The sequence below is a fragment of the Paraclostridium bifermentans genome (assembly GCF_019916025.1).
Classification (GTDB): Bacteria; Bacillota; Clostridia; order Peptostreptococcales; family Peptostreptococcaceae; genus Paraclostridium; species Paraclostridium bifermentans.
Window position 1 is genome coordinate 1,173,493 of sequence record NZ_CP079737.1, and the last position, 14,290, is coordinate 1,187,782.

Here is a 14,290-nt window from a genome sequence, read left to right on the forward strand (position 1 = left end):
GTATATATGAACATTACTCCAAATGCAAATAGAAAACATATAGGAATATATGGAAACACTAATAGTGGAAAATCTTCACTTATGAATAAAATTTTAGGGCAAGAGGTATCATTAGTATCTAGCGTAGAAGGAACAACTACTGATCCAGTTCAAAAAGCTATGGAACTAATACCATTTGGACCTATACTTTTGATAGATACAGCAGGACTTGAAGATAAAAGTGAACTTGGATCAGTTAGAATTAAAAAAAGCTATGAATATTTAAAAAGATTAGATTTTGCTATATATGTAGTAGATGGAAAGCATATAGATTTTGACACTTATAAAGTTTGGAAAAAAGAAGCTAATAAATATAATGTAAAACATATAGTTGCTGTAAATAAAATAGATTTATTAACTGAAGAAGAAATAAGCAGTATTAAAAAATTGTTCAATGATGTTATTTTTACTTCTGTAAAAGATAATAAAGGAATAGAAACTTTAAAAGAAGAACTTATAAAAAACTTAGAACAAGAAGAAGAGGATAAACCTATAGTTGGAGACTTACTTCCATATGGATCTAAAGTTGTTTTAGTAGTACCTATAGATTCTGAAGCTCCAAAGGGAAGGATAATTCTTCCTCAAGTTCAAGTTATAAGGGATTGTTTAGATCATGGTATAAAAACTTATGTAGTAAGAGATACAGAACTAAATGAGGCTATTAATGAATTACATGATATAGATCTTGTTATAACAGATTCTCAAGCTTTTAAAGAAGTTGAATCCATAATTCCTAAAGAAATGAACTTAACTAGCTTTTCGATATTATTTGCAAGACAAAAAGGTGAGTTGAGTGAGTTTTTAGAAGGAACAAAAAAACTAAACACTTTAAAGCCAAACGATAAAGTTCTTATATGTGAAAGCTGTACACATAATGTATCTCATGAAGATATAGGAAGAGTAAAAATACCTAGAATGCTTAAAAAAATAGCTGGCGGAGATATTAATATAGAATATAAAGTTGGATATGATTTTGATGAAAGTATAGAAGAGTATGACCTAATAATTCATTGTGGAGCATGTATGGTAAATAGGAAGAGTGTAATAAATAAAATAAATACTTGTAAAGAAAAAAATATACCTATAACTAATTATGGTATGGTTATAGCTTATTTTACCGGGATATTAGATAGATCTGTAAGTATATTTAAATAAAAAAATGGTGAGCTTATATAAAATAATGCTCACCATTTTTTATTTAAATATATTAATCTTGTATATACTGTCTAATTACACCATAAGAAGTTATTTTATTAAAATCTGGATATGTGGATATAAATCTTACAAAAATAGGTGTATTTTTAAGTATAGGTCTATTATTTAAAAATTCAATATCTCCATTAACAATTGAACTTATTGTTAGAGGCATTTTAGCTAAAAACTGGTCATATCTTTCTTTAGAAGTTGAAAAATCATAATCACCAATAAAGGCAAATAAGTTCAGTTGATATACATCCTGAACGAACCAAAACCATTGACCATAGATTATATCAGTACTTACTGTACTAAGGTCAAGATCTTCAAATTCAGGTCCTATAATTACATCAATTACTTTAGAATTATCGTTGTGTTCTACTGTGTATCTTCTAAAGCGAACTGGTTCAGTACTTGTATAAGGTTCTCTGATTATAACATTAACATTTGCATAATTAAAATCAACCATTAAAATCACATCCTCAAATATTTATGTAATTTATTATATTTAGAAAGATAAAAAATGTGATAAAAGTATGCATATGATAGGAAAAGATAAAAATTAATATATATTAAAAAATTAACACTTATACATTAATACTTAATAATAATATACATACATATATAAGGTTAAGTAATATATTATTAGTAAATAAAAATTTTTAGCATATGGTTAGGAGGGATTAATATAGAATATGAAGTTATAGTTAAATATAACTCAGATGTAAAGCGACTAGAAAATGAATTAAATGTATTTATAGAAATTTTAAGCCCAATATACGCTATAATAACGTCAACTAGCCAAGCAGATTTAGATAGATTAATTGATTATCCTGAAATTGAATATATAGAAAAACCATTTATACTAGAAGCTCAAGATATACAAAGTTTTTCAAGTACAGGCATAACTTCATTTAAAAATAATAATAATTTAAATGGAGATGGTACTATTTTAGGCATTATAGACTCGGGTATAGACCATACTCTTCCGATATTTAAATTTGAAGATGGAAGATCAAAAATATTATATTATTGGGATCAGTCAATCGATGGGAATCCGCCTAATGGATTTAACCATGGAACTGTATATACATCTGAAAACATAAATGAAGCTCCAGTACAAACTACGAGCGTGCATGGGACTCATGTTGCAGGAATTGCAGCAAGTATTGCGAATAAAGCAAGTATAATTGCGGTTAGAGTTGGAAGGCGACAAGTAGATACATTTTCAAAAAGTACTGAATTTATGAGAGCTATAAAATTTATATTAGATAAATCTTTAGAATTGAAAATGCCTGTTGCTATTAATATTAGCTATGGAAGTAATGAAGGATCTCATAAGGGATTATCATTATTTGAAAGGTATATTGATGATATGAGTTTGTTTTGGAAAAATAATATAGTTGTAGCTGCAGGTAATAATGCATCAAAAGGAAGTCATAAAAGAATTCAATTAAAAAATGGAGAATCACAAGAAGTTGAGTTTGTTGTAGGTGAAAATGAAAAAATTTTAAATTTAAATATTTGGCCAAATTATGTAGATGAATTTTCAGTTTTATTAAGAAATCCATCAAATAGAAACTCACAGGAACTTTCTCAACAAAATCCAAACATAAATAATAGATTAGGAACAACTACTATAAATGGAGTATTCTATGAAATACCACCTTATTCATTATTAAGAAGAGTTACAATACAAATGAGTTCTGCTCTTCAAATTACTCCTGGAATATGGACTCTAGTTTTTAGACCAAAAGATATAGTAGAAGGAAACATAGATATATATTTACCTACATCTGAAGGGTTATCAAAGGATACTAGGTTTTTAGAACCCAGTGAAATTTTAACAGTAACTGTACCAGGTACAGCAAGCCAAGTTATAACAGTGGGAAGTTTCAATTCTAGAACTGATGTAAGATCATCATTTTCTGGAGAAGGAGATTTTGCAAATGGAGTATATAAACCGGATGTACTTGCTCCAGGGGAGGATATACTTTCATACCTTCCAGGAGGAAGCATAGGAGCTTTAACAGGAACTAGTATGGCTACACCTCATGTAACAGGAGTATGCTGTCTTTTGATGCAATGGGGGATAGTAGAAGGTAATGACCCATTTTTATATTCTCAAAAAACTAAATCAATGATAAATAGGAGCGCAAAAAGGAGTGATAATAGAGTGTACCCAAATTCTTCTTACGGGTATGGACTTTTGAATTTAAATAATTTAGATCTACAATATTTATCTAGAAGTTTAGATAAAAATGGAAACTATAGATTAGAAGATAACATATCAGAAGCTATATTAGTTACACATTCACCTGAATTTACTAGAGAAATAGCTAATTTTCCATATCCATATAGCTTAATTAATTTAAGTGAGGTATACACATTAATGTTCTTTGAAAGTTTAAAGAGAGAATATATAGAAGCTATATTAAGGTTAGAATCTGTATATATAATAGAAAATGTTGTACCTATAACACCATTAGGTCAGATAACTAGAGGAACTGAAAATGGAGTAACGGCTAAAGAAGATATAGGTGTTAACTTTTTTAAAACAAACCCAAATCTAACATTACTTGGAGCAGGAACTTTAATAGGAATAATAGATACTGGGATAGATTATCTACATAAAGATTTTATTTACCCAGATGGTACGAGTAAAATAAGATATTTATGGGATCAAAGTAAAGATGGAAAACCTCCAAAGGGATTTTTCATAGGAACTGAGTATACTAGAGAAGATATTAATAAGGCTATAAATGAAAATGACAGTAGCTTATCTGAAGATGAAGTAGGACACGGAACTATGATTAGTGGAATATGTGCAGGTCTTGGAAGTATAAAGAAAGAATATGAAGGTATTGCACCAGAAGCAGAGCTTGTGGTTGTTAAATTAGCGAAAGTGAATGGATTTTATACAAGTGCTATGTTAGAAACTGCAATTTCATATGTATATGAGATTGCAAAAAACACGCAAACTCCAACTATAATAAATGTATCTATGGGAAGTAATTTACTAGCTGGTTACGCAAGCAATATAAAACCTAAAAAAACATATTTTTCTAATGGAATATCGATAGTAGCAGCGGGAAATGAAGGAAATACACAAACTCATATTTCTGGTCATATTAATAGATCAGGAGAGATAGTAGATGTAGAAATAGAGATAGTAGAAGATGAAAAAAATTTAATCATGGAAATTTGGATGAGTAGACCAGACAGGATAAATCTAATAGTTATATCTCCAAGTGGAGAGGAAAGTAAAATTGTTGATTTATCAAATTATGACGAGGTTAAAGGTATATTTGATTTAGAAAATACTCAATATCTTATAAGATATTCATATCCAACTAGCTATTCAGGGCAAGAACATACTACGGTAACATTAAAAAATGCTAAAAAAGGGATTTGGAAGTTAAGGTTAGAAGGAGCTTATATATCTAGTGGGCTATATAATATATATTTACCGAATAGGGTTTTTTTAAATCCTGGAACTAAATTTAAAGAATCAAATCCAGCATATACTATAAATTATTTAGCTGTCAGAGATGATGTAATAACTATTGGAACGTATGATTCCACTAATAAAAGTATATGGCCAGCATCATCAAGAGGACCTAATATTACAGATACAATGAAGCCTGATGTAGTTGCTCCTGGAGTAAATATAATAGCTCCATACCCTAAAAATACATATGCTACTGTTACTGGAAGTTCGGCTGCTGGAGCGCATGCTTCTGGAGTGGTATCACTATTTTACCAGTATACTATAGCTGAAGATTTTTACAGAAATAAAGGTTTTATGCAAAAAGTTAGAACTTATATGCAAGGTGGTGCAACTAGGCTTAAAAGTGTTGAATATCCAAATACTACGTCTGGATATGGTATTTTGGATTTTAGAGGTATGTTTGAGCAATTAAAGTAGGAGGGATTCTGTGATTGATGAAAAGTCTTTTTTTATACTTTATACTGGCGATATAAAAAAATCATTTGAAGAAAATAATATAGATAAATATGTAATTTTAAATGATGAATTAGCAACTATATATGTTCCATTGGATTTTCAGGCAGAAATTCTTGATACTATTAGAAATATAGAATGGTGGCAAAAATCACAACCAATGGCATCGCTAATAGAATTAAATAATAATTTAAGTAATGGAGAATCGGTACTTTCAGCAGTTGGAGGTGATTATGTAGAAAGTAATCCATATTTAAATGTTTCAGGAGAAAATATTTTGGTTGCAGTAATAGATTCTGGAGTAGACTACTTACACAAAGATCTAATAGACGATAATAATAGTAGTAAAATATTATACTTATGGGATCAAGAAAATAATAGCAAAAAACCTCCAGAAGGAATGATATTTGGGAGTGAATTCAATAGAGAAGAAATAAATAAAGCTATACAAAATCAAGATAACAGTTTGAGTAAGGATAATACGGGAACAGGTACTATGGCTTGTGGTATCATAGCTGGTCAAGGTAATATAAACAGAGAGTATAGAGGAATTGCAAGAGGTGTAGATTTAATAGTTGTAAAATTAAGAGAATATAAAGATATATACTATAAAGGAAAAACAAGTTATGAAATGTCTGATTTTGTAGCGGCATTAACTTATGCTTTTAATATATCAATTAAAGAAAATAAGCCTTTAATAGTAAATTTTACAGTAGGAACAATATCATCTATAAATATAGAAGCTGCTATAATTGAAAGTTATGGAATACTAGAGAAATCCGGCATTGTTTTGGTTAGTGGAGCTGGGAATGAAGGAAATACAGATATACACTTTGCCGGAACATTAAAAGATGTAGATTCATATAGAGACGTATCAATACAAAATGGGAATAATACTAATTTAGATATAGTAATAAGAGGCAAGGGACCAGATAAGTTTTTTTTACAATTAATATCGCCATCAGGTGATATTAGCCAAATAATAAGGTATGCACCAGATGATAGAATTTATAGAGGTAGATTTTATATAGAAAAAACATCTTATATTGTTTTAAATAAATTTCCTTGGTTAGAATCAGGAGATCAAAGAATTGAAATTAACTTAATGGATATAAAGCCTGGGATTTGGACCTTAAGGTTAAGCCCTGAATTTATTATTCATGGAGATTTTGATGTATATTTACCTAATAAAGCATTAATAGATAAAACCACTAGATTTACAGATTCAAAGTCTAATGCAACTATAACTAAGTTAGGGCTTGCAAGCTCAGTTATAACTATTGGAACGTATAATGATAAAACTAATAGTTTGTGGATTGGATCATCAAAGGGAAATTTAAGTGGAAGTAGAGTTAGACCGGATATAATAGCACCAGGTGTTGATATAATATCAACATTTAACTACAATGAATATAATACAGCTACTGGAACTGGAGTAAGTAGTTCAATTGTATGTGGATCATTAGCACTTATAATGCAATATTTAGAAGAAGAGAGCAGAGTACCTAAACTATCTCTTTTTACAGAGCCTTTAAGAACTTATTTAATGATAGGCGCAACTAGACAAGAAATATACACATACCCAAATATTTCACAGGGTTATGGAATTTTTAATCTCAGAGATACTTTTAGACAAATTGCTAGGAATTTATAAAGAAAGGTGTATACGAGTAAACGTTCACCTTTCTTATTTTTATTGTAATAAAAAAATTTAGATAAACGTAAAAAAATGTGGAAAATGTTATCCTAGATGTGTTATAATCTGACAGGTCATAATAAATTTTTATAAAAAGGGAGAAAGAAGATGTTAAATGCAATTTTAGGATTACTAGCAGTTATAACAGCTGGGTTTTCAACAGTCTATGTAAAAGACTTTAAACAACATAGGGATAAAAGTAAAAATAAAATATTCAAGACAGGTATATTTATAGGATTTATAACTGACTTTTTAGATGCTATAGGGGTAGGATCTTTTGCAACAACTACAGGAATATTAAAGTTAAATAAACATATTAACATTCCAGATAAACTATTACCAGGGACTTTGAATGTTGCACATGCACTGCCTATGATAGTTCAAGCGTTTATGTCATTAAACTCAATAAGTGTGGATTTAATAACTTTAGTGAGTATGATTATAGCAGCGGTAGCAGGATCTTGGATTGGAGCTGGAATTATATCTAAATTACCAGAAAAAAAGGTACAATTAACTATGGGAGTAGCGTTAGTTGGAACTGCTATACTGATAATACTAGGACAAGTTGGATTAATGCCAGCTGGAGGAGATGCGATGAGTCTTAGTGGATCAAAATTAGTTATAGGTATAGTAGGAAACTTTATTTTAGGAGCTCTTATGACAGCAGGTATAGGATTATATGCACCATGTATGGCAATGGTTGCATTACTTGGTATGAACCCTAAGGCTGCATTTCCTATAATGATGGGAGCATGTGCATTTGTAGGACCAATAGCTAGCACAAAGTTTGTAAAAGAACAAGCGTATGAGAGAGAAATATCTATGGGTATAACTATAGGTGGAGTAGTTGGATCTATATTAGCATTGCTATTTGTTACAAACATGCCTGTATATTGGTTAAAATGGTTAGTAGTAGCTGTTGTAAGTTACACTGCTGTAACTATGTTTAAAGCAGGGCTTAGTAAAGATGAAACTTTAGAACTTGAACAAGTAAGTTAATATAAATTTAAATTTTAAAAGCATAAAACTTAAGGAACTTAAGTTTTATGCTTTTTTTAATTTAAAAAATTAAAATAGTGGGTATAAGTTATATATATTAATAATATGAGCAGAATAATTAACAACAAACTTTAAGCAAGAAAGAGGAAAAGCTATGAAAAGAGAAGACAAAGAACGTGTACCATTTGAAGGTAATTTATATGAAAATTTATTTATACCTAAAAAAACTCCATATGAAGATTTATTCACAGGTGGAGTAATCGAGGAATTATCAGATGATACTCCATATTCATTTGTACATCCAAATAGTGATGAAGTAAAAGAATTATTACAAAAAAACAGGGGCGAAAAATAGATTAGAAATTTATAAAATAGACAAAATTAAAAACAGGGAATAGATAATTTATTTAAAGAGGCAGACTGTTGTGTAATAGTCTGTCTTTTATTGTCGAAATGATAGACCACACTGTAAAAACATGTTATAGTGTGTATTGATAAAATTTAGGGGAGAGAAATATGTTAGGAATTAGTAAAAGTAAAAAATTTGAGGCTAGCAATAAATTAGCAACAATATTAACAATAGGGATATCAGCTTTTTTAGTTGTATTTTATATATTAAGTTTAATATACATATTCAAATATAATTTAATTTTAATGATAAAACCAGAAGATTTTATAAGAATTTTTAATATAGTCTTAGCTTTTTTAGCCACAGTAAGTTGTATACTATGTTACAATAGTACAAAAAAAGAAGAATTATTTATAGTTTCTCTAATGTATATGATATTTGTAATAGATATAACGTTAGGGGTGTTTGACAATTTAACTTTAAAAAATACTATTATAAGTATGAAGGGGTATATAGCTATATCTACTTCATTAATGAGAATATCTATAATTTTAATAGCAACATTACCTTTAAAAAAGGTAAGAACATTTATTATAGAAAATAAGATTTATTCTATATTAATAGTTGTTTTAAGTGCAACTATATTTGGATATTTAGAAAGTAAAAGTATTATATTTCCAATAAGGAAAGAAACAGATTTTTTTATTTTTTACAATATTATGCTAATTTTTGTTTATAGTATAACTAGTACTATTTTATTCAAAAAGAGTATAAAAGAAAGAGATTACACATACTCCGTTATTGGAGCTAGTATAATGATGTTTTTAGTTAAGGCATTTTATGCTATAGTGGGAGCAAGAATACCTATAATAGAAATTAAATTCATATCAATATCAATAACATATATGTCATTTATAATACTTATAGTAGGCTTGTTTTTAGAAACAACTATAAGTATAAAGAAAAAGAAAGAATTAGAGGAAGAGAAAAAAATATTTTATAATCTTGTAGAAGAAAATAAAGCAAGTTGCATATACATAAGTGATATGTGTGGCAAAGTGATTTATTCTAATAAAAAAACAAAAGACTATTTCTTTGGAAATGATGATTATAAAAACGCTGCACTAACCGAAAGAATTGAACTTGCTATGGCTACTATAGATAAAGATGTTATGAAAACTATAGAAGATAGTGTTAAACAAAATGGATGTTGGAATGGAAAAATTGAAATAAATGATGGTAAAAATATTATTGATTGTGGGATTCAAAAAATTATAGATTCAAGTTTAAAAGGTATTGATGAACATGGAGAAACTGCTAAATTAGTAGTTACATTTAATGATATAACAGAAGAACATAGAATGGAAAAATACATATCAGAATATGAAAAAATCAAAGATCATGAGAAGTTAAAAAATGAATTTTTTGCTAATATAAGTCATGAATTAAGAACTCCTTTAAATATATTTTATTCAACCACTCAATTGTTAGATGCAAAATCATACAATGAAGACGTTGATTTTAGACAAGTGTATTCTACATATAGACAAAGTTTAAAAACTAATTGCCAAAGAATGTTAAGACTTATAAACAATATGGTTGATATAACCAAAATTGACGTTGGATATACAAAGCCAAATATGAAAAACTGTGATATAGTAAGGTTGATTGAAGAGATAACTATGTCAGTTGTAATATATGCAAAACAAAAGGGTATAAATATAATATTTGATACAGATGAAGAAGAAAATATTATAAAATGTGATCCAGAAATGATAGAAAGAGCAATTTTGAATTTAGTATCTAATGCTATAAAATTTACAAAGCCAGATGGCAATATATTTGTAAATATACATATAAATAAGGAATGGGTTCAAATAATTGTAAAAGATGATGGTGTTGGGATACCTATACATATGCAAGATTTAATATTTGAAAGATTCGTACAAGCAGACAAATCATTGACTAGAATGAATGAAGGAAGCGGAATTGGGTTAAGTATTGTAAAAGCTATGGTTGAGTTAAACGAAGGCGAAATATACTTAGAGAGTGATGGAGAAAACGGAGCAGAATTTGAGATTTTATTACCTAATAAAAAGTTATTAGGCGATATTATTGAAGATGAGACCAAAGATTATAAAGTAGACGTTCAAAAGATTGAATTAGAACTTTCTGATATATATGAGTTATACTAAAAATTTGGCAAATATTGTTAAAATAAGGGGATTAGTATATAATATAAAATATAAATTCTATTAATAGCTTTGAAAGGAAAGTATATGGGGAAAATTAGTTTATTTAATAAATTTAATATATTTGTATTACTTAATATATTACTATTTGCATATTCAACATTAGATATATATTCAAATAGTAATAATATAACATTTAATGATTTTAATATAGATCAAGGCATAAGCCAAACAACCATAGAATCTATTTTTCAGGATAGTAAAGGATATGTATGGCTAGGTACAAATGATGGATTAAATAAATTTAATGGATATGATTTTAAAGTTTATAATTATGAAGAAGATGAAAATAGTATTAGCAATAACTTTATAACTGATATAAAGGAAGATAAAGATGAAAATATATGGATAGCGACTATAGATGGAGTAAATAAATTAGATCAAAAAAGCGGCAAGTTTACAAATTATTTAAAGGAAAATAATTTGATTTCAAGTGAGAATGCAACGGATATACTAATTACAAAAGATAATAAAATATTAGTTACAACAGATGATGGACTAAATATATACAATTCTAAAAAAGACAGATTTGATAGGATTTTATCTAAAAAAAATGATTTAGCAAGTCAGTTTATATATTGTATTGATGAAGATAAAGAAGGCAATTTATGGCTGGGAACAAAATTAGGTGTTAGCAAAGTATCTAAAGATTTTAAGCATATTAAGAATTTTACTATAGACAAGTCAGATATGAGTAAAAATGAGATTTACAATGTTTTTTGCGATGATGAAGATGGATATATATGGGTTGGAAGTGCTAACTCGGGATTATATAAGATAAATACTAAAACAAACCAAATAACTAGTTATAAATGTGATCCTTTTGACGAAAATTCAATTCCCTGCTACTCAATTGGAGCAATAAAAAAAGATAGCAAAGGTAATTTGTGGATTGGGACGTCTAAGGGTCTTGCCCTTTATAATAAGGAAAAAAATAACTTTGATATATACACGCATAAAATATATGATAAGAATAGTTTAGTTAATAATGATGTTAAAAGTTTAATGGAAGATAGCAATGGGCTTATATGGGTTGGAACATATTCGGGATTAAGTGTATTTGATGCCGAAAGTAAAATTAAGCATTATAAGGCTGGTCAAGATAAAGATTATTTATTAAGTGAAAATATAGTCCATGGCATATATGAAGATAATGATGGAGATTTATGGGTGGGTACAAATTCAAAGGGAGTAAATATAATAGATAGAAAAAAGAACAAATCTGTATATTTAAATACCAAAACAGAAAAAAGATTTATAAATGATTCGGTAAATGATATAACTGGAAAAGGAAATCAAATATATATAGCTACTGACGGAGGTCTTATAGAAGTAAATAAATCTAACAATGAGATAAGTCATTATGGAGTAGCAGATGGATTAGTTAATGATAGAGTAAAAGATATTTTACTAGATAGTAAAGGCTATTTATGGATGGGTACTGCAGATGGAGTTAGTATATTAGATACTAAGACAAAAAAGTTTATAGATATAAATAAGTACATAAATAAAGGGCAAGAGAGAAATAAGTATGTAAGATATGTATTTGAAGATAGTGAAGGTAATTACTATTTAGGATTTTTAAGAGATGAAGGATTGTGTAAAATAGATCCTAAAAATAAAACTATAAAGTTTTATAAAAACAACAAGCAAGATAAATATAGTTTAAGTAATAACTATGTAAGATATATAAATGAAGATAGTCATGGCAATATTTGGGTAGGGACTAGTTATGGGTTAAACAAACTTGATAAAGAAACTGAAAGATTTGAAAGATATACTACTAAAGATGGTATAGCCAATAATACTATTTATGGTGTTTTAGTAGATGATGAAAATGATATATGGATAAGCACTAATAAAGGATTATCAAAAATTAACAGCTTGAATAATAAAGTACAAAATTTTAGTGTTACAGACGGGCTTCAAGGAAATGAATTTAATGGGAATGCAGCTTACAAAAGTAAAAGTGGAGAACTTTTCTTTGGAGGTGTAAATGGATTGAATTCATTTTATCCAGAAAAAATTATAAAATCAGATAAAAAGCCTAAAATATTATTTGATACGTTTATTGTAAACAATAAGGAATATAACAATATAAATGAAATGAAATTTAGCGAGAGTACAGACACTATAACTATTAAGTTTTTTACTCCAGATTACTCAAATTATAAAAATACAACATATGAATATAACTTAGATGGAAGTAGTGGAAATGCAGTTAGAACAAAAGATAATTATGTAACTTATAATGATTTACCTCCAGGTAAATATAGATTTAGAGTTAAAGCTATTGATACAAGTGGAAATGTAAGTGATGAAAATTATGTAACATTTACTATAAAACCTCCAATATGGTTAAGTTGGTATGCAGTAATTATATATATATTAATAGGACTTGGACTTATAGCTAATCACAAGCGCAAGATGAAAAAATTAGATAAATTAGTTCAAAAGAAAACTTTAAGATTAAGAGAAGAAATGGAGAAAAATAATGTTTTATTAAAAAGAAACATAAAACTAGAACAAAATAAGAATAGCTATTTTGTTAACTTATCTCATGAGCTTAGAACGCCTCTTAATGTAATAAGCAGTACTAATCAATTGATTTTAGGATTACTGAAAAAAGATGGACATATAAAAGAAGAAAATTTAAGTCATCATATAGATGTGTCTCAAAGAAACTGTAAAAGACTTTTAAATTTAATCAATAATATAGTAGATAGTGCTAAGTTGCAAAATGATATGTACATAGTAACATTAGAAGAAACAGATATAGTCTACCTAGTTGAAGAAACAGCATTGACTTTAAAAGATTATGTAAGAACTAAGGGGATTGAGCTAATTATTGACCCTGAAATAGAAGAAAAACTTATAAGATGTGATAAATATGAAATTGAAAGATGTGTTGTTAACTTAGTAGGAAATGCAGCTAAGTTTACACCAGAAGGTGGAAGTATAACTATAACTATAAAAGATTTAGAAGAAAAAGTTATGATAAGTGTTTTAGATACAGGTGTAGGAATAGAGGAAAAATATCATAAGCTTATATTTGATAGATTTAACCAAGTTGTAGAGGAAAATAATAAGGTAAAGCGTGGAAGTGGATTAGGACTTACTATAACTAGTCAAATAGTTAAGTTACATAAAGGCGAAATATATGTTGAAAGTAAAATTGGTAAAGGTAGTAATTTTGTTATAATACTTCCTGTAAATCCTAATGAATACAATTATAAAAGTAAAAATATATAAATTCTTAAAATGGTGAATACAAAAAAGTATTCACCATTTTTGTTAAAAAAAGTAAAAAATATTTACAAGTTAATGAAATTATGATATATTATTTACATAAGTTAATGAAATACGGAGAGGTGTCCGAGTGGTTTAAGGAGCTGGTCTTGAAAACCAGTGACTCCGAAAGGGGCCGTGGGTTCGAATCCCACCCTCTCCGCCAGTTTTAAAAGTACCTGATATTGAAGGTGCTTTTTTTGTATTTATAAAACTATATATTTGAATATTCTTTATTATAAAACATAAAATAATTAAAATTAAGAATGTAAGAGAGGTATATAGATATGAGAAAAAAAGAGAATAATGACACTAAGAAAAATATAAAAGAAGTAACAATGTACGAAAGTATGAATTTTAATGATATAGATAGTTTAAGTGGAGATATGGACAATACTCTTACAAATTTATTTTTATCTTTAAATTCGGATAACATTAAAAAGAAAACTAAAAAACATAAATAAAAATATATAAGACCTGTAAATTCAGGTCTTATATATTTTAAAATC

Annotated in this window: 9 protein-coding genes and 1 tRNA gene; 9 read left to right on the forward strand and 1 reads right to left on the reverse strand. The window is 27.8% G+C overall.

Annotation, left to right across the window (positions count from 1 at the left end; genetic code table 11):
* Window positions 1-6 precede the first annotated feature (6 nt).
* A complete protein-coding gene (gene hydF, locus KXZ80_RS05625) occupies window positions 7-1,194 on the forward strand; it encodes a [FeFe] hydrogenase H-cluster maturation GTPase HydF (RefSeq protein ID WP_021432480.1) in 1,188 nt (395 codons plus the stop codon).
* Between the two features lie 52 nt (window positions 1,195-1,246).
* On the opposite strand, the gene KXZ80_RS05630 is transcribed toward hydF, so the two are convergent.
* Window positions 1,247-1,702, reverse strand: a complete 456-nt coding sequence (locus KXZ80_RS05630; RefSeq protein ID WP_021432481.1) for a staygreen family protein — start codon at window positions 1,700-1,702, stop codon at window positions 1,247-1,249.
* A 219-nt stretch (window positions 1,703-1,921) separates the two neighbouring features.
* Here KXZ80_RS05630 and cspBA point away from each other — a divergent pair, with 219 nt between their 5' ends.
* From cspBA to KXZ80_RS05670, 8 genes are all read left to right on the forward strand, one after another.
* On the forward strand, window positions 1,922-5,161 hold the full coding sequence (gene cspBA / locus KXZ80_RS05635; RefSeq protein WP_264317414.1) for a bifunctional germination protease/germinant receptor pseudoprotease CspBA: 3,240 nt from the start codon (window positions 1,922-1,924) through the stop codon (window positions 5,159-5,161).
* A 10-nt stretch (window positions 5,162-5,171) separates the two neighbouring features.
* Window positions 5,172-6,851 (forward strand): bile acid germinant receptor pseudoprotease CspC, encoded by a 1,680-nt coding sequence (gene cspC / locus KXZ80_RS05640; RefSeq protein WP_021432483.1) that lies wholly within the window; start codon window positions 5,172-5,174, stop codon window positions 6,849-6,851.
* A gap of 150 nt (window positions 6,852-7,001) precedes the next feature.
* Window positions 7,002-7,892, forward strand: coding sequence for a sulfite exporter TauE/SafE family protein (locus KXZ80_RS05645; RefSeq protein WP_021432484.1), 891 nt, complete (start codon window positions 7,002-7,004; stop codon window positions 7,890-7,892).
* A gap of 154 nt (window positions 7,893-8,046) precedes the next feature.
* Window positions 8,047-8,247 carry a hypothetical protein gene (locus KXZ80_RS05650; protein WP_021432485.1) on the forward strand — a complete coding sequence of 67 codons (201 nt, stop codon included), beginning with the start codon at window positions 8,047-8,049 and terminating at the stop codon, window positions 8,245-8,247.
* A 161-nt stretch (window positions 8,248-8,408) separates the two neighbouring features.
* Complete coding sequence (locus KXZ80_RS05655) at window positions 8,409-10,436, forward strand: sensor histidine kinase (RefSeq protein WP_021432486.1); 2,028 nt, start codon at window positions 8,409-8,411, stop codon at window positions 10,434-10,436.
* Window positions 10,437-10,520: 84 nt separating this feature from the next.
* On the forward strand, window positions 10,521-13,745 hold the full coding sequence (locus KXZ80_RS05660; RefSeq protein WP_021432487.1) for a ligand-binding sensor domain-containing protein: 3,225 nt from the start codon (window positions 10,521-10,523) through the stop codon (window positions 13,743-13,745).
* A gap of 113 nt (window positions 13,746-13,858) precedes the next feature.
* Window positions 13,859-13,947 (forward strand) — tRNA-Ser (locus KXZ80_RS05665).
* A 121-nt stretch (window positions 13,948-14,068) separates the two neighbouring features.
* Window positions 14,069-14,245, forward strand: a complete 177-nt coding sequence (locus tag KXZ80_RS05670; protein ID WP_021432488.1) for a hypothetical protein — start codon at window positions 14,069-14,071, stop codon at window positions 14,243-14,245.
* The last annotated feature ends 45 nt before the right edge of the window (window positions 14,246-14,290 follow it).